The following is a 22047-nucleotide window of genomic DNA, read 5'->3' on the forward strand; positions in this document are numbered from 1 at the left end:
CAGGGCAGCCCTTTGGCTGCCCTGCTCCACGCTCAACGACTCAAGCCTGCGCCTGACCCTCTGCAAGGAAGAACCAGGTTTCCAGAACGGTGTCCGGGTTCAGGGAAACACTTTCGATACCCTGCTCCATCAGCCATAGCGCCAGATCCGGGTGATCGGACGGGCCCTGGCCGCAAATACCGATGTACTTGCCAGCCTTGTTGCACGCCTGAATGGCGTTGGACAGCAGCTTTTTAACCGCCGGGTTGCGCTCATCAAACAGGTGCGCAATGACACCGGAGTCGCGGTCCAGACCCAGGGTCAGCTGAGTCAGGTCGTTGGAGCCGATGGAGAACCCGTCGAAGAACTCCAGGAACTCTTCAGCCAGGATCGCGTTGGAAGGCAGTTCGCACATCATGATCACGCGCAGACCGTTTTCACCACGCTTGAGGCCGTTTTCCGCCAGCAGATCTATCACCTGGCTCGCTTCACCCAGGGTACGGACGAACGGCACCATGATTTCAACGTTGGTAAAGCCCATTTCGTTACGCACACGCTTGAGCGCACGGCATTCAAGCTCGAAGCAGTCGCGGAAGTTTTCACTGATGTAACGCGAAGCACCGCGGAAGCCCAGCATCGGGTTCTCTTCCTCAGGCTCGTACAGCTTGCCGCCGATCAGGTTGGCGTATTCGTTGGACTTGAAGTCCGACAGGCGCACGATGACTTTTTTCGGTGCAAAAGCGGCGGCCAGGGTGCTGATGCCTTCAACCAGTTTTTCGACGTAGAAGCCCACCGGATCGTTGTAGCCGGCGATGCGCTTGTCGACGCTGTCCTTGATTTCCTGTGGCAGGCCATCGTAGTTCAGCAGGGCTTTGGGGTGTACACCGATCATGCGGTTGATAATGAACTCCAGACGGGCCAGGCCCACACCGGCGTTCGGCAATTGCGCGAAGTCAAAGGCACGGTCCGGGTTGCCGACGTTCATCATGATCTTGAACGGCAGGTCCGGCATGGCGTCCACGGAGTTCTTCTTGATATCGAAGCCCAGTTCGCCTTCAAAGATAAACCCGGTATCGCCTTCAGCGCACGAAACGGTAACGCCCTGGCCGTCTTTCAACAGCTGGGTGGCGTTGCCGCAACCCACCACGGCCGGGATACCCAGCTCGCGAGCGATGATCGCCGCATGACAGGTACGACCGCCGCGGTTGGTGACGATGGCGCTGGCGCGCTTCATCACGGGTTCCCAGTCCGGGTCGGTCATGTCCGAGACCAGAACGTCGCCTGGCTGGACTTTGTCCATTTCCGACACGTCCTTGATGATGCGTACCTTGCCTGCGCCGATGCGCTGGCCAATGGCACGGCCTTCAGCCAGTACCGTACCGGTTTCCTTGAGCAGGTAGCGTTCCATGACATTGCCGGCGCTGCGGCTTTTCACGGTTTCAGGGCGCGCCTGAACGATGTACAGCTTGCCGTCATCACCGTCTTTGGCCCACTCGATGTCCATCGGGCACTTGTAGTGCTTTTCGATGATCATCGCCTGCTTGGCCAGCTCGCTGACTTCAGCATCGGTCAGGCAGAAGCGTGCACGGTCGGCTTTTTCAACGTCGATCACCTTGACCGACTTGCCGGCCTTGGCTTCGTCACCGTAGATCATCTTGATGGCTTTGCTGCCCAGGTTGCGGCGCAAAATAGCCGGGCGACCCGCTTCCAGGGTTTGTTTGTGAACGTAGAATTCGTCCGGGTTTACCGCACCTTGCACGACGGTCTCACCCAGGCCGTAGGCGCCGGTGATAAACACTACATCACGGAAGCCTGATTCAGTGTCCAGGGTAAACATCACGCCCGCGGTGCCGGTTTCGGAGCGCACCATGCGCTGTACGCCTGCAGACAGGGCGACCAGTTTGTGGTCAAAGCCCTGATGCACGCGGTAAGAAATAGCGCGGTCGTTGAACAGGGAGGCAAATACTTCCTTGGCCGCACGAATGACGTTTTCAACGCCACGGATATTCAGGAAGGTTTCTTGCTGACCGGCAAAGGACGCGTCCGGCAAGTCTTCGGCGGTGGCCGAGGAGCGCACGGCAACGGCCATGTCAGGGTTGCCCTGGGACAAAGCGGCAAAGGCGGTACGAATTTCGGCGTTAAGCTTCTCCGGGAACTCGGCTTCCATGATCCATTGACGGATCTGGGCACCGGTTTTGGCCAGGGCATTGACGTCATCTACATCGAGCGCATCCAGCGCAGCGTGGATCTGGTCGTTCAAACCACTCAGTTCGAGAAAATCACGATATGCCTGAGAAGTCGTGGCGAAGCCACCGGGAACTGAAACACCAGCGCCTGCAAGATTACTGATCATCTCGCCGAGGGATGCGTTCTTGCCCCCCACATGCTCCACGTCATGGGCGCCGAGCTTATCGAGGGAAACTACGTACTCTACCAAGGTGATCTCTCCACTAACGGTGTTGGGAAAAGCTCAGGGCGCTGGACCCTCATCATGAGGCATCACAGCGATTGTGGCCTGGACCTGGAAAATAAGTGACACTGCCTGTCATGTAGCGCGACAAAAGCGCGCCTATCATATCCAAGAATCGTCACCAGCTTAAGGCCCAAGGCGCAAATGAAACGATCTGCTTTCTTTATATCCGATGGCACCGGTATTACTGCCGAAACCCTGGGCCAGAGTTTGCTGGCACAATTCGAAAATGTGACCTTCAGCAAGTTCACGCGCCCCTACATAGACAGCGTGGAAAAAGCGCGGGCAATGGTACAACAAATCGATAACGCCGCCGAAAAAGACGGATTCAGCCCGATAATTTTCGACACTATCGTCAATCAGGACATTCGCGAAATCCTCGCCACGTCCAACGGTTTCATGATCGACATCTTCTCCAGCTTCCTGGCTCCGCTGGAGCAGGCGCTGGGCGAACACTCCTCGTACTCGGTGGGCAAATCCCACTCCATTGGTCACAACTCCAACTATATGGAGCGTATCGAGGCGGTGAACTTTGCCCTCGACAATGATGACGGCGCCCGCACACACAAGTACGACAAGGCCGACCTGATCCTGGTTGGCGTGTCCCGTTGCGGCAAAACCCCGACCTGCCTTTATATGGCCATGCAATTCGGCATCCGCGCTGCCAACTACCCGCTGACCGATGACGACATGGAAAGCCTCAAGCTGCCGGCTGCCCTGCGTGAACACAAACACAAGCTCTTCGGCCTGACCATCGACCCGGACCGCCTGACGGCCATCCGCAACGAACGCAAGCCCAACAGCCGCTACTCAAGCTTTGCCCAGTGCGAATTTGAAGTGCGCGAAGTTGAACGCCTGTTTCAGCGCGAAAACATTCCGCATATCAACTCCACGCATTTCTCGGTGGAAGAAATATCGGCCAAGATCCTGGTCGAAAAAGGCGTGGAGCGGCGGTTCAAATAACAGCCCTGAACACATGAAACCTGTGGGAGCGAGCCTGCTCGCGAAGCCGGTAAAGCCCTTTCGCGAGCAGGCTCGCTCCCACTTCTGGCTCAAATCACCAACAGGTCCACAAACCGGTTAACCGGCGTGGCCTCCAGCGCCTGCTGATCCTTGCACAGGGTAAAAATCTGCGCACACCGCTGGCTCACAAAACGGGTGGCCAGGTTGGCCCTGAACTTGTCCTCCAGCAATGGAATCCCCGCATCACGACGCCGACGATGGCCAATGGGGTATTCCACTTCCACCTGCCCGGTGCTGGTGCCATCGCTGAAAAAAACCTCGATGGCATTGGCAATTGAGCGTTTGTCTGCCTCCAGGTACTCGCGTGTGTAGCGCGGATTTTCGACCACTACCATTTTTTCCCGCAATTGGTCGATGATCGGGTGGGCCGCGTGAAAATCATCTTCGTAGTGTTCTGCTATCAGATTGCCAAACGCCAGCGGTACCGCGGTCATGTATTGAATACAGTGATCACGGTCCGCCGCGTTGGCCAATTTGCCTTGCTTGGAAATGATCCGAATCGCCGATTCGTGGGTTGTAATCACGATTTTCTCGATATCGTGCAAGCGGTCCTTGACCTGGGGATGCAAGGTCACCGCTGCTTCACACGCAGTCTGCGCATGGAATTCGGCCGGGAAGCTGATCTTGAACAGCACGTTTTCCATTACATAGGTGCCATAGGGCTGGCTCAGGCTGAACTGGCGCTGGTCCTCGGGCTTGAGCGCCAGATCCTTGTTGGTATGACTGAACAGCACATCGTAGAAGCCCCATTGCGGCGCAGTCAGCACCCCGGGGATGCCCATTTCACCGCGTAACGCAATGTCAGCCAGACGCACCCCGCGACTCGACGCATCCCCGGCGGCCCAGGATTTACGCGATCCGGCGTTCGGCGCATGACGATAGGTGCGCAACGCCTGCCCATCCACAAAAGCATGGGACAGCGCCGACAGCAACTGCTCGCGAGTGGCGCCCATCAGTTTGGCGCACACCGCCGTCGAGGCGACCTTGACCAGCAGAACATGGTCCAGGCCAACACGATTGAAAGAGTTTTCCAGGGCAATCACGCCCTGAATCTCATGGGCCATGATCATTGCTTCGAGCACCGCCCGCATCGTCATCGGCGCTTCGCCATTGGCTACACGTTTTTGCGACAGGTGATCGGCTACCGCCAGAATACCGCCCAGATTATCTGAAGGATGGCCCCACTCCGCCGCCAGCCAGGTGTCGTTGTAGTCCAGCCAGCGCACGATACAGCCGATGTCCCATGCCGCCTTGACCGGGTCCAGGCGAAACGAAGTACCTGGGACCCTCGCGCCAAAAGGTACAACCGTGCCCTCGACGAAAGGCCCCAGGTGCTTGGTGCACTCCGGAAAACGCAGCGCCAGCAGGCCGCAGCCCAAGGTATCCATCAGGCAGTTGCGGGCAGTATCGAGGGCTTCGGGGGAGGTGATGGTGTAGGACAGGACATAATCGGCAATGTCCTGCAAAACCTTGTCGTAATCGGGGCGGTTGTTGAGGTCGACGTTGGCGCTCATGGGGCAGTCTCCAAAGAGTGGGTAAGGGTCGTGTCCATCCTCAGGTTCATCGTGATTTTGCGGGTCTAAATGCCCGTTTGATGTATCAGAATCAAAAGCCCCTCACCCTGGCCCTCTCCCGAAGGGAGAGGGGACTAAAGGCAAAAGCAGCTCCCTCTCCCTCTGTGAGAGGGTTGGGGTGAGGGCAAAGGGTTCACCCGATCAAAAAGAATCACCCGGCACCCGCACCCAGCCTTCCATCAGTACCCGCGCACTGCGGCTCATGATGGCTTTGGTCACGGTCCATTCGCCGTCAACCTGCCGGGCTTCGGCACCCACGCGCAAGGTGCCCGAGGGATGGCCAAAGCGCACGGCATCGCGCTGTTCACCACCGGCCGCCAGGTTGACCAGCGTGCCCGGGATCGCCGCAGCCGTACCGATGGCCACCGCAGCGGTGCCCATCATGGCGTGGTGCAACTTGCCCATCGACAAGGCCCGCACCAGCAAATCCACACTCTGAGCACTGACCGGCTTGCCGCTGGATGACACGTAGTCCGCAGGCCCGGCAACAAAGGCGACCTTGGGCGTGTGCTGACGCTTGGCCGCGTCTTCAAGCTTGTCTATCAGGCCCATGCGCAACGCACCGTGAGCACGGATAGTTTCGAACATGGCCAGGGCTTTCGGGTCGCTGTTGATGTCGTTCTGTAGCTCTGCACCGCTGTAACCGATATCCCGCGCATTGACGAAAATCGTCGGAATCCCGGCATTGATCATGGTCACATTCAAGGTGCCGACACCCGGTACTTCAAGGTCGTCCACCAGGTTACCGGTTGGAAACATCGAACCGCCTGCCCCCTCTTCATCCGCTGCCGGGCTGATAAATTCCAACTGCACTTCTGCGGCCGGGAAGGTCACGCCGTCGAGTTCAAAATCGCCGGTTTCCTGTACCGCACCGTCGGTGATCGGCACATGGGCAATGATGGTCTTGCCAATATTGGCCTGCCAGATACGTACCACCGCCGTACCATTGCGGGGGATACGAGCGGTATCCACCAGGCCGCTGCTGACCGCAAACGACCCGACCGCCGCAGACAGGTTGCCGCAGTTGCCGCTCCAGTCCACAAAGGGCTTGTCGATCGCGACCTGACCGAACAGGTAATCGACATCATGATCCGCACGCAGGCTTTTGCTGACGATCACGGTTTTGCTGGTGCTGGAAGTGGCCGCGCCCATGCCGTCGATCTGTTTTTCGTAAGGGTCTGGGCTACCGATCACGCGCAACAACAAGGCATCACGGGCGGCACCCGGTACCTGAGCCACGGCGGGAAGGTCCAGCAGACTGAAGAACACGCCTTTACTGGTGCCGCCACGCATATAGGTCGCGGGAATTCTGATTTGCGCTGCGTAGGCCATATTACTGAGTCCTGTAGTAGCCGGGGCTCGTGGCCCCGGCGCTGGGGTTAGGCTGTCGCCGATTCCAGGAAGTCCTGGGCAAAACGCTGCAACACGCCGCCTGCTTCGTAGATCGAGACTTCTTCCGCAGTATCCAGGCGGCAGGTCACCGGCACTTCCAAGCGCTCACCATTTTTGCGGGTGATCACCAGGGTCAGCGTGGCACGCGGGGTGCGTTCGCCGATCACGTCGTAGGTTTCACTGCCGTCGATTTGCAGGGTTTTGCGGTTGGTGCCCGGCAAAAATTCCAGTGGCAACACGCCCATGCCCACCAGGTTGGTACGGTGAATACGCTCAAAGCCCTCGGCTGCAATGGCCTCGACCCCTGCCAGGCGCACCCCTTTGGCCGCCCAGTCACGGGACGAACCCTGACCGTAATCGGCACCCGCGATAATGATCAACGGCTGCTTGCGTTCCATGTAGGTTTCGATGGCTTCCCACATGCGCATCACCTGCCCTTCGGGCTCAAGGCGAGTCAGGGAGCCCTGTTTGACCTTGCCGTCCTCGATCACCATTTCGTTGAACAGTTTCGGATTGGCGAAGGTCGCGCGCTGGGCCGTCAGGTGGTCGCCGCGGTGCGTTGCGTATGAGTTGAAGTCGACTTCCGGCAAGCCCATTTTCGCCAGATATTCGCCTGCGGCGCTGTCGAGCATGATGGCGTTGGAGGGCGACAAGTGGTCTGTGGTGATGTTGTCCGGCAGTACCGCCAGCGGGCGCATACCCTTGAGCGGACGAGCCCCGGCCAACGCACCTTCCCAGTACGGCGGACGGCGGATGTACGTGCTCTGCGGGCGCCAGTCATACAGCGGCTCGACTTTCGGGCCGGTATCTTCATGAATGGCGAACATCGGGATATACACCTGGCGGAACTGCTCCGGCTTCACGGCGGCCTTGACCACGGCGTCGATTTCTTCATCGCTCGGCCAGATGTCTTTCAGGCGGATTTCCTTGCCATTGGCGTCCAGGCCCAATACATCTTTCTCGATATCGAAGCGGATAGTGCCGGCAATCGCGTAGGCCACCACCAGCGGCGGCGAGGCGAGAAACGCCTGTTTGGCGTAAGGGTGAATACGCCCGTCAAAGTTGCGGTTGCCCGACAGTACAGCCGTGGCGTACAGGTCGCGGTCGATGATTTCCTGCTGGATGGCCGGGTCCAGGGCACCGGACATACCGTTGCAGGTGGTGCAGGCAAATGCCACCACGCCAAACCCCAGTTTTTCCAGTTCATGGGTCAAACCGGCTTCGTCCAGATACAGGGCCACGGTTTTGGAGCCCGGCGCCAGCGAGGTTTTGACCCACGGTTTGCGGCTCAGGCCAAGCTGGTTGGCATTGCGCGCCATCAAGCCCGCAGCGATCACGTTGCGCGGGTTGCTGGTATTCGTGCAGCTGGTGATCGCCGCGATGATGACCGCGCCGTCGGGCATTTGCCCCGGCACTTCGTCCCATTGACCGGCGATGCCTTTGGCCGCCAGATCAGTGGTGGCCACACGGGCGTGGGGGTTGCTCGGTCCGGCCATGTTGCGCACTACCGACGACAGGTCAAAGCTCAGGCTGCGCTCGTACTGCGCACCCTTCAGGCTGTCGGCCCACAGGCCGCTGACCCTGGCGTAGTTCTCCACCAGTTGCACTTGCTGATCTTCACGACCAGTCAGCTTGAGGTAGTCAATGGTTTGCTGGTCGATGTAAAACATCGCAGCCGTGGCGCCGTATTCAGGAGCCATGTTGGAAATGGTGGCACGGTCGCCCAGGGTCAGCGCTGCGGCACCTTCACCGAAGAACTCGAGCCAGGCACCGACCACTTTCTGCTTGCGCAGGAACTCGGTGAGCGCCAGCACCATATCGGTGGCGGTAATGCCCGGTTGCAGCTTGCCGGTCAGTTCGACGCCGACGATTTCCGGCAGGCGCATCCACGAGGCACGGCCCAGCATCACGCTTTCGGCCTCAAGACCACCGACACCAATGGCGATCACGCCCAGCGAATCCACGTGAGGGGTGTGGCTGTCAGTGCCTACGCAGGTATCAGGGAAGGCCACACCGTCGCGCACCTGGATCACCGGAGACATTTTCTCCAGATTGATCTGGTGCATGATGCCGTTGCCCGGCGGGATCACATCAACGTTTTTAAAGGCTTTTTTGGTCCACTCGATAAAGTGGAAGCGGTCTTCGTTGCGACGGTCCTCGATGGCGCGGTTCTTTTCAAATGCCTCGGGGTCGTAGCCGCCGCATTCCACCGCCAGCGAGTGGTCGACGATCAGTTGGGTCGGCACTACCGGATTGACCTGGGCCGGGTCACCACCCTGCTGGGCGATGGCGTCACGCAGGCCGGCGAGGTCGACCAGCGCGGTCTGGCCGAGAATGTCGTGGCACACCACACGCGCCGGGAACCACGGAAAGTCAAGATCGCGCTTGCGATCGATCAACTGGCTCAGCGATGCATTCAGGGTGGCAGGATCACAGCGGCGTACCAGGTTTTCGGCCAGTACGCGGGAGGTGTAAGGCAATGTGTCGTACGCACCGGGCTTGATCGCATCGACGGCCGCACGGGTGTCGAAATAATCCAGCCGGGTGCCCGGTAATGTTTTGCGAAATTCAGTATTCATTGGCGCAGGACTCGATCACGGTAGTTACAAAAGAGGGAACCGGCTCCCACCTTCAGCGGGAGCCAGTGGCCTCACTCAGCGACGTTCGATTGGCACGAACTTGCGCTGTTCTACGCCGATGTATTCGGCGCTCGGACGGATGATGCGGTTGTTGGCACGCTGCTCGAACACATGCGCCGCCCAGCCGGTCAGGCGTGAGCAGACAAAGATCGGGGTAAACAGCTTGGTCGGGATACCCATGAAGTGATACGCCGAGGCATGGTAGAAATCGGCGTTGGGGAACAGCTTCTTTTGTTCCCACATGGTTTTGTCGATCGCTTCGGAGACCGGGAACAACACGGTGTCGCCCACTTCGTCGGCGAGTTTTTTCGACCAGCCCTTGATCACTTCGTTACGCGGGTCGCTGTCTTTGTAGATCGCATGGCCGAAGCCCATGATCTTGTCCTTGCGCGCCAGCATGCCGAGGGTGCCTTGCACCGCCTCTTCTGCCGAGCCGAAGCGTTCGATCATTTCCATCGCCGCCTCGTTGGCGCCGCCGTGCAGCGGGCCGCGCAGCGAGCCGATCGCTGCAGTGATGCATGAATACAGGTCGGACAAGGTCGAGGCACAAACACGGGCAGTAAAGGTCGAAGCGTTGAACTCGTGCTCGGCGTAAAGGATCAGTGACACGTTCATCACCTTGACGTGCAACTCGCTCGGTTTTTTGTCGTGCAGCAAGTGCAGGAAGTGGCCGCCGATCGACTCTTCGTCGGTTACGCAGTGAATGCGCTTGCCGTCATGGCTGAAGCGATACCAGTAGCACATGATCGCCGGGAAGGCGGCCAGCAGGCGGTCGGTCTTGTCCTGTTGCTCGGCGAAGTCTTTCTCCGGCTCGATATTGCCCAGGAACGAGCAACCGGTGCGCATCACGTCCATCGGGTGGGCGTCGGCGGGAATGCGCTCCAGCACTTCTTTCAATGCCTGGGGCAGATCGCGCAGCTTTTGCAGCTTGGCCGTGTAGGCAGCCAGTTGGGTCCTGGTAGGCAGTTCGCCATATAACAGCAGGTAAGCCACTTCTTCAAAGCGTGCTTCGGCCGCCAGTTCACGTACGTCATAACCACGATAAGTGAGGCCTGCGCCTTCCTGGCCTACGGTGGACAGGGCCGTTTGCCCGGCCACCTGGCCGCGTAGTCCGGCACCACTCAATACTTTTGCTTCGGCCATTGCGCTTCTCCAATCTTGAATTTGTTAGGGATTCGGCAACTACTGGGTTCAATACATACCTGTGTGGGAGCGAGCCTGCTCGCGATTCAGGCAACACGGTTTGCCTGAATCACTGCGGTGACCCTATCGCGAGCAAGCCCGCGCCCACAGAGTCACAGTGTTCTGTTACTTCTTCGCGGCAAACAACGCATCGAGCTTCTGCTCGAACTCGTGGTAGTTGATGGCATCGTAAAGTTCCATGCGGGTTTGCATGGTGTCGATCACGTTTTGCTGGGTGCCGTCGCGGCGGATCGCGGTGTAGACGTTTTCGGCCGCCTTGTTCATGGCCCGGAATGCCGACAGCGGATACAGCACCAGCGATACGTCAGCACCGGCCAGTTGCTCGGTGGTGTACAGCGGCGTGGCACCGAATTCGGTGATATTGGCCAGGATCGGGGCTTTGACCCGGTTGGCAAACAGTTTGTACATCTCAAGCTCGGTAATGGCTTCCGGGAACACCATGTCAGCACCCGCTTCAACACAGGCCGCGGCACGTTCCAGGGCTGACTCAAGCCCTTCCACCGCCAGCGCATCGGTTCGCGCCATGATCACGAAGCTGTCATCGGTACGCGCATCGACGGCGGCCTTGATACGGTCGACCATTTCCTGCAGCGAAACGATTTCCTTGTTCGGGCGATGACCGCAACGCTTGGCGCCTACCTGGTCTTCAATGTGAATCGCCGCAGCGCCGAACTTGATCATCGACTTGACCGTGCGGGACACGTTGAAAAACGAAGAGCCGAAGCCGGTATCCACGTCCACCAGCAATGGCAGATCACATACATCGGTAATGCGTCGTACATCAGTCAGTACATCGTCCAGACCCGTAATACCCAGATCAGGTACGCCCAGCGACCCGGCTGCGACGCCTCCACCCGATAGATAGATGGCCTTGAAACCCGCACGCTTGGCCAGCAGCGCATGATTGGCGTTGATCGCACCCACCACTTGCAAAGGATGTTCGCTTGCAACTGCATCACGGAAACGCTGGCCTGGACTGTTCTTATTGCTCATGACTCACCTCGTGGAGTGGCTGTCTGCTGGGCACCGTCTTGGTAATGACGGGCAATATTGCGTTTCGATGCGCCGATATGTCGGCGCATCAACAATTCGGCCAGTTCGCCGTCGCGATCGGCAATGGCATCGAGAATCCGGTGATGCTCGGCAAACGCCTGATGTGGGCGGTTGGGCGTGGCGGAAAACTGGATGCGGTACATGCGCACCAACTGGTACAACTCGCCACAGAGCATTTGCGTCAGGGTGCGATTGCCACTGCCCTGAATAATTTTGTAATGAAAATCGAAGTCGCCTTCTTGCTGGTAGTAACCGACGCCCGCCTGAAACGCCTCATCGCGCTCATGGGTTTCGAGCACCTGGCGTAGCTCGGCGATGTCTTCGTCACTCATGCGTTCGGCGGCCAGGCGGCAGGCCATGCCTTCCAGGGACTCGCGAATTTCGTAGAGTTCGATCAGCTCGGCATGGCTCAGCGACACGACCCGCGCCCCGACATGGGGGACGCGCACCAACAAACGCTGGCCTTCAAGGCGATGGATGGCTTCGCGCAATGGCCCGCGGCTGATACCGTAGGTGCGCGCCAGTTCGGGCTCGGAGATCTTGCTTCCCGGGGCGATTTCGCCTTTGACAATAGCCGCCTGAATGCGCCGAAAAACGTTCTCGGAAAGGGTTTCCGAGTCGTCCTGGGCGATCGTGGCAGGCTCCAGTGCTTGCAGCATATTGTCGACACCTTGAAAATCAATAGCGCTGAAATTAGCTATTTCAGCCCTGATAGTCAAAGAATAAATCGACATTGTCGACAATCCAAGAATACGACCTTGGTTGTATCGACAGGGTTGATCGCCGCTTGCAAGCGCCTCGGCGCTGGCGCCATAAAACCATCATGTTAGAATGCCGACCGCATCCGCCCTGCCCTCATCCATAGGGCAGCCGCACGAGGAAACTTGCGCTCCTGCCAGTCGCCTTGAACTGAAGATTGCAAGAGACGTGCTTCGATTTATGAAATTGCTTCCCCTCTATATCCTCGCCTTCCTGCTGTGCATACCCGGCCTGAGCCTGGCTGGCGAAAAAACCGTGTACGGCCTCAACGAATACGCTGAACTGGCAGGTATCGACCTGCAGGTGGCGGCCAAACTCGACACCGGCGCCAAGACCGCCTCGCTCAGCGCCCGAGATATCAAGCGCTTCAAGCGTGATGGCGAGAGCTGGGTACGCTTTTACCTGGCCATCGATGATGCCCACTCGCACCCCATCGAACGCCCGCTGGCCCGTGTCAGCAAGATCAAGCGACGCTCGGGTGATTACGATCCTGAGTCCGACAAGAACTACACCTCGCGCCCGGTTATTTCCCTGGAAATCTGCATGGGCAAGGCTTTACGCACCATCGAAGTGAACTTGACCGATAGAAGTGCGTTCCAATACCCGCTGTTGATTGGCTCCGAAGCGCTCAAACGCTTTGATGCGCTGGTCGACCCAAGCCTTAAATACGCTGCTGGCAAACCTGCCTGCGTCGCCAACGCTCAAACCGCAGAGTAATTGAAATGCGCGCTCTTACCCTTCACCTGAAAATCTTGATCACCATTCTTGTGGTGCTGGGCATTTCGATTACGGCCTATCAGATTTTCGTCCTCGGCATTCCTGTGACCGAAGACGCCACGGACGACTTGTGGAATATCGACGCCAAGGTCGAGTTCGTCGCCAGCTCCAAAGACCCGGTCAAGATCCAGATGTTCGTGCCGCCGCTTAACCGCGACTACGTCAGCCTCAACGAGAGCTTTATCTCCAACAACTACGGGGTGAGCGTCAACCGGGTTGACGGCAACCGCAAGGTCACCTGGTCGGCACGCCGGGTCAGTGGCAAGCAAACCCTGTACTACCGCCTGGTGTTGACCAAGCGCTACTCGGGCGACAAGACCAAGGTCAAAGGCCCGGTGTTCCGCGACAGCATCGCCGTGGAAGGCCCGGAAAAAATCGCCGCCGAAGCCTTGCTTGCACCTATCCGCCAGCACTCGGCCGATGTCGAAACCTTTATCAGCGAAACCATCAAGCGCGTCAGCAATGCCAATGATGACAACGTGAAACTGCTGCTGGCGGGTGATCCTTCGACTGCGCACAAGGCACAAATCATCGAGCTGCTGCTGTCGATTGCCCACGTTCCAATGGAAAAAGTCCACACCATCCGCCTGGTAGCCGATCAGCCGCAAACCCCGGAACTGTGGCTGCGCAGCTTTAACGGCAACGACTGGCTGTACTTCAACCCGGAAACCGGCGAACAGGGCCTGCCATCCGACCGCCTGCTGTGGTGGATCGGCGACGAACCGATGGTAACCGTCGATGGCGGCAAAAAAGCCAACGTTACCTTCAGCCTGAACAACAGCGAAATGAACGCCATTCGCCTGGCCAAGCTGACCGACGAAAACACCGACGCCAACTTCCTCGAATACTCACTGTACGGCTTGCCGCTGCAGACCCAGCAAACCTTCATGATCATGGTCATGATCCCGATCGGGGTACTGGTGATCCTGATTCTGCGCAACCTGATCGGCCTGCAAACCCTGGGCACATTCACCCCGGTACTGATTGCCCTGGCCTTCCGTGAGACCCAACTGGGCTTCGGCATCATCCTCTTTACGGTGATCACCGCACTTGGGCTGACGCTACGTTCCTACCTTGAACACTTGAAGCTGCAGATGCTGCCACGCCTGTCTGTAGTACTGACCTTTGTCGTTATCCTGATCGCGGCCATCAGCCTGTTCAGCCACAAGCTGGGTCTGGAGCGCGGGCTTTCAGTCGCCTTGTTCCCGATGGTGATTCTGACGATGACCATCGAGCGCCTGTCGATCACCTGGGAAGAGCGCGGTGGCGGGCATGCCATGAAGGTCGCGATCGGCACCCTGTTCGCAGCCACCCTGGCGTATCTGGTCATGAGCGTGCCGGAACTGGTGTACTTCGTGTTCACCTTCCCGGCGATCCTGCTGATCATGGTGGGCTTCATGCTGGCAATGGGTCGCTATCGTGGCTACCGACTGACCGAACTGGTGCGTTTCAAAGCATTCTTGAAGGCTGACTCCTGATGTTCGGCTTCTGGAAGACCTGGAAGGCCCTGGAAGCCCGGGGCATCATGGGCATTAATCGGCGCAATGCGGACTACGTACTCAAGTACAACAAACGCAGCCTGTATCCGATTGTGGATGACAAGATCATCACCAAGGAACGTGCAATCAAAGCGGGCATTCACGTACCTGAGATGTACGGCGTGATTTCCACCGAGAAAGAAATCGAAAAGCTGGATGACATCATCGGTGACCGCAACGACTTCGTGATCAAGCCCGCACAAGGCGCGGGCGGTGACGGCATTCTGGTGATCGCGGACCGCTTCGAAGACCGCTTCCGTACCGTCTCGGGCAAGATCATCAGCCATGAAGAGATCGAACATCAGATTTCCAGCATCCTCACCGGCCTGTACTCCCTGGGTGGTCACCGGGACCGGGCATTGATCGAATACCGGGTAACCCCGGACCAGATCTTCAAAAGCATCAGCTACGAAGGCGTGCCGGATATCCGCATCATCGTGCTGATGGGTTACCCGGTAATGGCCATGCTGCGCCTGCCTACCCGGCAATCGGGCGGCAAGGCCAACCTGCACCAGGGCGCCATCGGTGTTGGCGTCGACCTGGCCACCGGCCTGACCCTGCGTGGCACCTGGCTGAACAACATCATCAGCAAGCACCCCGACACCACCAACGCGGTGGACGGCGTGCAACTGCCCAACTGGGACGGTTTCATGAAGCTGGCGGCCGGTTGCTACGAGTTATGCGGCCTGGGCTACATAGGCGTGGACATGGTTCTCGATCAGGATAAAGGCCCGCTGATTCTGGAACTCAACGCCCGTCCGGGGCTGAATATCCAGATTGCCAACGATTGTGGCCTGACCCTGCGCACCCACGCAGTCGAGGCCCACCTCGAAGAACTGGCCGCCAAAGGCATCAAGGAAACACCGGAAGAGCGCGTGCGCTTTGCCCAGGAACTGTTCGGCCATATTCACCCGCCCGAATAAGCGTTTTCACACCTTTGGGAGCGGGCTTGCTCGCGATGCTATCAACGCGTTTTACCTGCTAAACCGCGTCACTTCTATCGCGAGCAAGCCCGCTCCCACAGTTCTCGCAGTTCCCACAAGCCGCATAGATTTGCAACCCTGCACAGGACTACAATCAGCCCCCCGCTCCGATGGCTGATTTGCTGCGCATGTTGACCTGCTCCGTACACCCGCTGCCTTACCTCGCCAACCCTGCCGACTATTTTTCGGCCATTCGCAATGCACCCGGCGCCGTGCTGCTCGACAGTGGCCGCCCCACTGCAGACCGTGGTCGCTTTGACCTGATGAGCGCATGGCCTGAGGCAGAACTGACCCTGCAGCCAGACGAGTCGGGGCGCGACTTTCTGCAACGCCTGCGTGAAGGCCTCAAGCAACTGGGCGCTGCCAGCCTCCCGGACGAATACGAACTGCCGTTTGCTGGCGGTCTGATCGGTTACCTGAGTTACGACTTTGGCCGACAACTCGAACAGCTGCCCGCCAACGCCCGGGATGACCTGCACCTGCCCGAAGCGCAATTGGGCCTGTATGCCTGGGCGCTGATCAGTGACCATTATGCAGCCACCAGCCAGCTTGTATTTCACCCAAGCCTCGAAACAGCAGAGCGCCAGCGCCTGATCCAGTTGTTCAGCCAGCCTGCCCCGTCGCACAACAAGCCATTCAATCTCAAGCAACCGATGCAACCGGATATCAGCGCCAGCCAGTACCAGCAGGCTCTGGAACAGATCCATCGGTATATCCAGGCGGGCGACTGCTATCAGGTCAATTACACCCAGCGCTTCAGCGGCCAGTGCGAGGGCGATGCCTGGAGTGCCTATGGCGCATTGCGCGCGGCCTGCCCCACACCTTTTTCCGGCTTTATGAGCCTGGCGGGCGGCAACGCGATCCTGAGCCTCTCTCCTGAACGCTTTGTACGGATAAGTCAGAATCAAGTGGAAACCCGACCGATCAAAGGCACCCGCCCAAGGGGCAAAGACAGCCGCGAAGATGCAGCCAACGCCGCCGAACTGCTGGCCAGCCCCAAGGATCGCGCAGAAAACCTGATGATCGTCGATTTGCTGCGCAACGACCTGGGGCGCACCTGCCGCACCGGTTCGGTGAGCGTGCCGCAGTTGTTTACACTCGAAAGCTATCCCAACGTCCATCACCTGGTGAGCAGCGTGATCGGCGAACTGGCCGATGGCAAAGACGCCCTGGACCTGATTGGCGACAGCTTCCCGGGCGGCTCGATTACCGGTGCCCCGAAAATCCGCGCCATGCAGATCATCGACGAGCTGGAACCCACCCGACGCAGCATTTACTGCGGCTCTCTGCTGTACCTCGACGTGCGCGGCGAAATGGACAGCTCCATCGCCATCCGCAGCCTGCTGGTCAAGGACGGGCGCATCAGTTGCTGGGGCGGCGGCGGCATTGTGGCCGACTCCGACTGGCAGGATGAATACCAGGAATCCATCACCAAAGTGAAGGTACTGCTCGATACACTGCAAACCCTGTAGCCCGCGCTTTTTGCTAAGATCACGAGACTAGAGAGCGCCCAGCGCCATTCACTGCAGGAAGCCGCCTGATGAGCCATCCGTTTGACGTCGCCGAACTCGCCGCGACATACGCCAGCAAGTCCCCGCAAGATATTCTCAAACTCGCCTTTGAACATTTTGGCGACGAACTCTGGATCTCCTTCAGCGGCGCCGAAGACGTGGTGCTGGTGGACATGGCCTGGAAGCTCAACAAGAACGTCAAGGTGTTCAGCCTCGACACCGGCCGCCTGCACCCCGAGACCTACCGGTTTATCGAACAGGTACGTGAACATTACAAGATCCAGATCGAGCTGATCTCGCCGGATCAAAGCAAGCTCGAACCCTTCGTCAAAGAGAAAGGCCTGTTCAGCTTCTATAAAGACGGCCATGGCGAATGCTGCGGCATACGCAAGATCGAGCCGCTGCGACGCAAGCTGTCGACAGTCAAGGCCTGGGCCACCGGCCAGCGCCGCGACCAGAGCCCCGGCACCCGCAGCCAGGTTGCCGCCCTGGAAATTGACGGCGCGTTCTCCACACCCGAGCGCACACTGTACAAGTTCAACCCGCTGGCACAAATGACCAGCGAGGAAGTCTGGGGCTATATCCGCATGCTGGAGCTGCCTTACAACAGCCTGCATGAACGCGGCTTTATCAGCATCGGCTGCGAGCCCTGCACCCGTCCGGTACTGCCCAACCAGCACGAGCGCGAAGGCCGCTGGTGGTGGGAAGAAGCCACGCAAAAAGAATGCGGGCTGCATGCCGGCAATTTGATCGCGAAGAACTAAAACACCCGCCTCCACACTCTGTGGGAGCGGGCTTGCTCGCGATGGATACAACGCGGTGTACCTGCCACACCGAGGCGATCCCATCGCGAGCAAGCCCGCTCCCACAGTTGCAAGTGACCGCTTCATTTCATCGCCCGCCTTGCGTTTACCCCGGACTTTCGCTGAGAATTGGTAATTATTCTCAATAACATTTAGGCAGCGTCCTATGTCTTCGGGTGAACCGTCCTACCAGAGCGCTATTACCGAACTGTACTGCGAGCATCACGGCTGGCTGTTTGGCTGGCTACGCAGAAAGCTCGGTTGCGCGCAAAATGCCGCCGATCTGGCCCAGGACACCTTCGCCCGAATTCTCAATGCCCGCGAGTCGGTAGCCACCCTGCGCGAGCCCCGGGCCTTTTTGAGCACCACGGCACGCCGCCTGATCATCGATCAGGTGCGCCGCAAACAGATAGAAAACGCCTACTTGCAAGAACTTGCGCTGACCGCCGAGGCACTCGAAGGCTATCAATCACCCGAGCAAATTCTTACCACCCTGGAAGCCCTGGAGCAGATCGCCTTTATTCTCGAAGGCATGCAGGACAAAGCCCGCCAGGCCTTTGTGCTGTATTACCTGGACGGCCTGACCCAGTGCCAAATCGCCCGGCAACTGGGCCTGTCTGACCGCACCGTGCGCAAGTACCTTATCCAGGCCCTGCTGCATTGCAGCCACAGCCTGAACACCTGAGCCCGCATGCCCGAACAGCCCGATTCAATAGACGAACAAGCCGCCGAATGGATCCTTCGCCTGCACGAGGAAGGTTTCAGCGAGGGCTTGCGCCTGGAATTCGAGCGCTGGAAACAGCAAAGCCCGCAACACGCCGCCGCAGCCCGGCGCATGCAAGATGTCATCAACCGCCTACAGGCGTTGCGCCAGCAGTCGACGCCAGCCAAGGCAGCGCTCAATGCCGCATTTGCCGGGCGCAAGGCAGTCACCCGACGCAAACATGCCTTGCGCGCCCTGCTGATTGCCGGCTGCCTGGCCCTGCCGGCCACCCTGCTGGTGCAAAGCCATTATCCCGAGCAATGGCTGGCCGATATCAGCACCGGCCCCAATGACTGGAAAACACAGCGCCTGGCCGACAACTCGAGCATTACCCTCAGCGGCACCAGCGCGCTCAATGTACATTTTGACGGCCAGGCGCGGCGCATTGAACTACTGCAAGGTGAAGTACTGGTCGACGTCGCCCATGACAGCGCCCGGCCATTTTTCGTGGAAACAGCCCAAGGCAGCATGCGCGCCCTGGGCACCCGCTTTGTAGTCAAGCGCCAGGGTGACACCACCGTATTGAGCATGTTGCAGTCTCGCGTCGCCGCGCAAAGCGCGAACGAGCAGCAAACCCTGGAGGTGAGTGCAGGCTCCCGGGCGCTGATTCGCCAGGGCTCGGTCGAACTGGCTGGCAGCATCTCCCCGGCCAGCATCGATCAGGCTTGGGAGCGCCATCAACTGGTGGTTGAAGATCAGCCGCTGCCACAGGTGCTTGATGAAATTTCCCGCCATCGACGCGGGCACCTGCAGTTTGATCGCAACACCCTGGCCGGCCTGCGCGTCTCGGCTGTACTGCCTCTGGACGATACCGACCGGGCGTTGCAACTGATCGCCGACACCTTGCCCCTGCAGATCAAAACCTACACACCCTGGCTGGTTGTGATCAGCCAGTTGCACACCCCTGAAAAATAATAATTCCCATTCGTTCCGCTTTTGTCGAGTCAGCCGTCAAGGTAGGTAACAACGACTCATAAAGGACTACGTCTTCCATGCTGACCTCCTACAAACCCCTTGCGCTGGCGATTCACTTGATCGTTGCGTCGGCGGCTGGCGTGGCATACGCCGCCACTGCCCAGGCACAAACTGCAGCCGTACAGAGCTACGACATACCCGCAGGCCCGCTGAGCAACGCACTGAACCGCTTCGCGCAACAAGCCGGCGTGGCGATCATTTTTCAGTCGAGCAACCTGGAAGGCCTGTCGACTCCGGGCCTGCAGGGTGCCTACAACGAACATGACGGATTCGAAGCCTTGTTGCGGGGCAGCGGCTATACCATGGTCAAAGGCGCCAACGGCTACAGGCTCGACGCCCTGCCCGCGGCAGGCGGCGCACTGGAGTTGGGCGCCACCCAGGTCAGCGCCAACCAGCTCGGGACTATCACCGAAGGCACCGGTTCCTACACCCCCGGCTCCATCGCGACAGCAACACGCATGGTGCTGACGCCAAGGGAAACCCCCCAGTCCATTTCCGTGATGACCCGCCAGGCCATGGACGATTTCGGCATGAACTCCATCGATGACGTGATGCGCCACACCCCCGGCATCACCGTGGCCACCTATGACAGCGATCGCACCAGCTATTACTCCCGTGGTTTTGCGATCAAGAACTTCCAGTACGACGGCATCCCCATCTTGCAAGACCCGCAGTACTCGGCCGGGCACACCCTGACTGACACCGCCATCTATGACCGGGTCGAAATCCTGAAAGGCGCAACCGGCCTGCTCACCGGCGCTGGCGGACCGGGCGGTACCATCAATATGGTGCGCAAAAAACCGACCCGCGAATTCAAGGCCCATATCGATGTGGGCGCAGGCTCCTGGGAAAACTACCGCTCCGAAATCGATGTCAGCGGGCCATTAACCGAGAGCGGCAATGTGCGTGGCCGGGCCGTGGCGGCTTACCAGGACAAGCATTCATTCATGGATCACTACAAGCGTGACAGCGAGGTTTACTACGGCATTCTTGAAGTGGATCTGAGCCCCGACACCCTGCTGACCCTGGGTGCCGATTATCAGGACAACAACCCCAAAGGTTCCAGCTGGTCAGGTAGCGCATCACTGTTCAACTCCAAAGGTGACCGGATCAGCACCCCGCGCTCATTCAACAATGGCGCCAAATGGAGCAGTTGGGAGCAATACACCCGCACGGTGTTCTCAACCCTGGAACACAACTTTGCCAACGGCTGGGTAGTCAAAGGCCAGTACAACCACCAGATCAACGGCTATAACGCCCCGCTGGGCGCCCTGCTTGACCCGGACGCCACTACCGGGCTGGCAAAAATGCTCGCCCGCAAATACACCGGCGAATACGTCAGCGACAGCGGTGACCTGTTTGCCACCGGTCCGTTCAGCCTGCTGGGGCGCGAACATGAACTGGTCGTCGGTGGCTCGGTGTCCAAATCGCACTGGACTGGCAAGGACTATACCAATGCCAATATGGTCAACAACGCCTACGACTACTACAACTGGAAAGGCAACAGCCTTGAGCCGGACTGGGGCAATGTCACTTCATACAACGATGAAACAACACGCCAGACCGGTACCTACGTGACCGGCCGCTTCAGCCTGACCGACGACCTCAAACTGATGCTGGGCACCCGGGTGGCCAATTACACCCTGACCGGCACCAGCCAGGCCAAGGACACGGGCAAAGTACTGCCCTACGCAGCCCTGATCTACGACATCAATGACAATATTTCGGCCTATACCAGCTACACGGAGATTTTCCTGCCGCAGTCGTATTACCGCGATCGCGACAACAAGATGCTTGAGCCGGATGAAGGCACCAACTACGAGCTGGGGCTGAAAGGCGAGTTCTTTGATGGCCGCCTGAATTCAAGCCTGGCCTACTTTGAAGTGCATCAGGACAACCGTCCTGAAGCGGACATGGCCTACAACGGCAATCCGACCAACCCGGACATCGACTACGCCTACAAGGGTATCAAGGCCACGACCAAGGGTTACGAAGCAGAGATCTCCGGTGAACTGATGCCAGGCTGGCAATTGCAGGCGGGGTACACCCACAAGGTCAGCCGTGACCAGGGCGGCACAAAGGTCTCGACCTGGGAACCGGAAGACCAGATCAACCTGTACACCAGCTACAAGCTGACCGGCGATCTGGACAAACTGACCCTGGGCGGCGGCGTTCGCTGGCAGAGCACCGGCTGGCAGATGCTGACCAACTGGAACAAGGGCGGCACCGTGGAAAAATTCTCCCAGGACCCGTACTGGCTGGTTGATCTGATGGCGCGCTATCAGATTTCGAAAAACCTGTCGGCCACGGTCAATCTGAACAACGCATTCGACAAGTCGTATTACACCAATATCGGTTTTTATAACTCGTCGTACTACGGTGACCCTCGCAATGTGATGGTGACCACGCGCTGGGATTTCTAAACCCCACACACCACAAAACACCCGCGCACAAAAAAGCCTGCACTAAGCAGGCTTTTTTGTTGATCACAAGCGTTCAAGGGGCCTGTGTTCAGAATATGGCGCAGCGGACGGGACTCGAACCCGCGACCCCCGGCGTGACAGGCCGGTATTCTAACCGACTGAACTACCGCTGCGCGTAACAT

The 22047-nt window shown here is 58.8% G+C and carries 16 protein-coding genes and 1 tRNA gene; 9 read left to right on the forward strand and 8 right to left on the reverse strand.

All coding sequences use genetic code 11. From position 1 onward, the window contains the following. Window positions 1-40: 40 nt before the first annotated feature. Entirely contained in the window at window positions 41-2416 is a 2376-nt protein-coding gene (gene ppsA / locus FHL07_RS23200; RefSeq protein ID WP_095003117.1) for a phosphoenolpyruvate synthase, read from the reverse strand. A 177-nt stretch (window positions 2417-2593) separates the two neighbouring features. Between ppsA and ppsR the strand changes: the two genes are divergently transcribed. Then, window positions 2594-3412 carry a posphoenolpyruvate synthetase regulatory kinase/phosphorylase PpsR gene (ppsR, locus tag FHL07_RS23210; RefSeq protein ID WP_016779906.1) on the forward strand — a complete coding sequence of 273 codons (819 nt, stop codon included), beginning with the start codon at window positions 2594-2596 and terminating at the stop codon, window positions 3410-3412. Window positions 3413-3501: 89 nt separating this feature from the next. Here the strand turns inward: ppsR and prpD are convergent, their stop codons facing one another. The 6 genes from prpD to FHL07_RS23240 form a co-directional block, all read right to left on the reverse strand. Then, window positions 3502-4986 carry a 2-methylcitrate dehydratase gene (gene prpD, locus FHL07_RS23215; RefSeq protein ID WP_138738956.1) on the reverse strand — a complete coding sequence of 495 codons (1485 nt, stop codon included), beginning with the start codon at window positions 4984-4986 and terminating at the stop codon, window positions 3502-3504. Between the two features lie 201 nt (window positions 4987-5187). Next, window positions 5188-6378 carry a 2-methylaconitate cis-trans isomerase PrpF gene (gene prpF, locus FHL07_RS23220; RefSeq protein WP_095019622.1) on the reverse strand — a complete coding sequence of 397 codons (1191 nt, stop codon included), beginning with the start codon at window positions 6376-6378 and terminating at the stop codon, window positions 5188-5190. A gap of 47 nt (window positions 6379-6425) precedes the next feature. Next, window positions 6426-9017: a Fe/S-dependent 2-methylisocitrate dehydratase AcnD gene (gene acnD, locus FHL07_RS23225; protein WP_095003114.1), complete on the reverse strand. Its 2592-nt coding sequence runs from the start codon at window positions 9015-9017 to the stop codon at window positions 6426-6428. A gap of 75 nt (window positions 9018-9092) precedes the next feature. Continuing rightward, window positions 9093-10220 (reverse strand): bifunctional 2-methylcitrate synthase/citrate synthase, encoded by a 1128-nt coding sequence (gene prpC, locus FHL07_RS23230; RefSeq protein ID WP_095019621.1) that lies wholly within the window; start codon window positions 10218-10220, stop codon window positions 9093-9095. Between the two features lie 165 nt (window positions 10221-10385). Continuing rightward, the gene (gene prpB / locus FHL07_RS23235; protein ID WP_019827683.1) at window positions 10386-11273 is read right to left on the reverse strand and encodes a methylisocitrate lyase; all 888 of its coding nucleotides are present in this window, start codon (window positions 11271-11273) and stop codon (window positions 10386-10388) included. Continuing rightward, a complete protein-coding gene (locus tag FHL07_RS23240) occupies window positions 11270-11992 on the reverse strand; it encodes a GntR family transcriptional regulator (protein WP_095003169.1) in 723 nt (240 codons plus the stop codon). Before FHL07_RS23240 ends, prpB begins: the two co-directional genes overlap by 4 nt. 280 nt (window positions 11993-12272) lie before the next feature. Between FHL07_RS23240 and rloA the strand changes: the two genes are divergently transcribed. The 8 genes from rloA to FHL07_RS23280 all read left to right on the forward strand — a co-directional run bounded on the left by rloA (window position 12273) and on the right by FHL07_RS23280 (window position 21865). After that, complete coding sequence (rloA, locus tag FHL07_RS23245; RefSeq protein WP_095003112.1) at window positions 12273-12809, forward strand: retropepsin-like aspartic peptidase RloA; 537 nt, start codon at window positions 12273-12275, stop codon at window positions 12807-12809. Window positions 12810-12814: 5 nt separating this feature from the next. Then, entirely contained in the window at window positions 12815-14347 is a 1533-nt protein-coding gene (gene rloB / locus FHL07_RS23250) for an osmotic stress tolerance membrane protein RloB (RefSeq protein ID WP_095003111.1), read from the forward strand. Then, window positions 14347-15330 carry an alpha-L-glutamate ligase-like protein gene (locus FHL07_RS23255; RefSeq protein ID WP_095003110.1) on the forward strand — a complete coding sequence of 328 codons (984 nt, stop codon included), beginning with the start codon at window positions 14347-14349 and terminating at the stop codon, window positions 15328-15330. The genes rloB and FHL07_RS23255 overlap by 1 nt, the downstream gene beginning before the upstream one ends. 188 nt (window positions 15331-15518) lie before the next feature. Then, complete coding sequence (pabB, locus tag FHL07_RS23260; protein ID WP_095019650.1) at window positions 15519-16862, forward strand: aminodeoxychorismate synthase component I; 1344 nt, start codon at window positions 15519-15521, stop codon at window positions 16860-16862. Between the two features lie 68 nt (window positions 16863-16930). Next, window positions 16931-17665, forward strand: coding sequence for a phosphoadenylyl-sulfate reductase (locus FHL07_RS23265; protein ID WP_095003109.1), 735 nt, complete (start codon window positions 16931-16933; stop codon window positions 17663-17665). 205 nt (window positions 17666-17870) lie between these two features. Next, entirely contained in the window at window positions 17871-18389 is a 519-nt protein-coding gene (locus FHL07_RS23270) for a sigma-70 family RNA polymerase sigma factor (RefSeq protein WP_095003108.1), read from the forward strand. 6 nt (window positions 18390-18395) lie between these two features. Next, a complete protein-coding gene (locus tag FHL07_RS23275) occupies window positions 18396-19382 on the forward strand; it encodes a FecR family protein (protein ID WP_095019620.1) in 987 nt (328 codons plus the stop codon). Between the two features lie 77 nt (window positions 19383-19459). Further along, entirely contained in the window at window positions 19460-21865 is a 2406-nt protein-coding gene (locus FHL07_RS23280; protein WP_138738957.1) for a TonB-dependent siderophore receptor, read from the forward strand. Window positions 21866-21961: 96 nt separating this feature from the next. Here FHL07_RS23280 and FHL07_RS23285 read toward each other — a convergent pair. Then, window positions 21962-22038: transfer RNA gene (locus FHL07_RS23285), tRNA-Asp, on the reverse strand. Between the last annotated feature and the right edge of the window lie 9 nt (window positions 22039-22047).

Origin of the sequence: Pseudomonas sp. FSL W7-0098 (assembly GCF_005930585.1) — a bacterium.
Lineage (GTDB): Bacteria > Pseudomonadota > Gammaproteobacteria > Pseudomonadales > Pseudomonadaceae > Aquipseudomonas > Aquipseudomonas bubulae.

What these genes read in the sequence shown, in the direction of transcription:
- ppsR (WP_016779906.1), top strand. Translation starts at nt 2,594, where the DNA reads ATGAAACGATCTGCTTTCTTTATATCCGATGGCACCGGTATTACTGCC.
- prpD (WP_138738956.1), bottom strand. Translation starts at nt 4,986, where the DNA reads ATGAGCGCCAACGTCGACCTCAACAACCGCCCCGATTACGACAAGGTT.
- prpF (WP_095019622.1), bottom strand. Translation starts at nt 6,378, where the DNA reads ATGGCCTACGCAGCGCAAATCAGAATTCCCGCGACCTATATGCGTGGC.
- acnD (WP_095003114.1), bottom strand. Translation starts at nt 9,017, where the DNA reads ATGAATACTGAATTTCGCAAAACATTACCGGGCACCCGGCTGGATTAT.
- prpC (WP_095019621.1), bottom strand. Translation starts at nt 10,220, where the DNA reads ATGGCCGAAGCAAAAGTATTGAGTGGTGCCGGACTACGCGGCCAGGTG.
- prpB (WP_019827683.1), bottom strand. Translation starts at nt 11,273, where the DNA reads ATGAGCAATAAGAACAGTCCAGGCCAGCGTTTCCGTGATGCAGTTGCA.
- FHL07_RS23240 (WP_095003169.1), bottom strand. Translation starts at nt 11,992, where the DNA reads ATGCTGCAAGCACTGGAGCCTGCCACGATCGCCCAGGACGACTCGGAA.
- rloA (WP_095003112.1), top strand. Translation starts at nt 12,273, where the DNA reads ATGAAATTGCTTCCCCTCTATATCCTCGCCTTCCTGCTGTGCATACCC.
- rloB (WP_095003111.1), top strand. Translation starts at nt 12,815, where the DNA reads ATGCGCGCTCTTACCCTTCACCTGAAAATCTTGATCACCATTCTTGTG.
- FHL07_RS23255 (WP_095003110.1), top strand. Translation starts at nt 14,347, where the DNA reads ATGTTCGGCTTCTGGAAGACCTGGAAGGCCCTGGAAGCCCGGGGCATC.
- pabB (WP_095019650.1), top strand. Translation starts at nt 15,519, where the DNA reads ATGTTGACCTGCTCCGTACACCCGCTGCCTTACCTCGCCAACCCTGCC.
- FHL07_RS23265 (WP_095003109.1), top strand. Translation starts at nt 16,931, where the DNA reads ATGAGCCATCCGTTTGACGTCGCCGAACTCGCCGCGACATACGCCAGC.
- FHL07_RS23270 (WP_095003108.1), top strand. Translation starts at nt 17,871, where the DNA reads ATGTCTTCGGGTGAACCGTCCTACCAGAGCGCTATTACCGAACTGTAC.
- FHL07_RS23275 (WP_095019620.1), top strand. Translation starts at nt 18,396, where the DNA reads ATGCCCGAACAGCCCGATTCAATAGACGAACAAGCCGCCGAATGGATC.
- FHL07_RS23280 (WP_138738957.1), top strand. Translation starts at nt 19,460, where the DNA reads ATGCTGACCTCCTACAAACCCCTTGCGCTGGCGATTCACTTGATCGTT.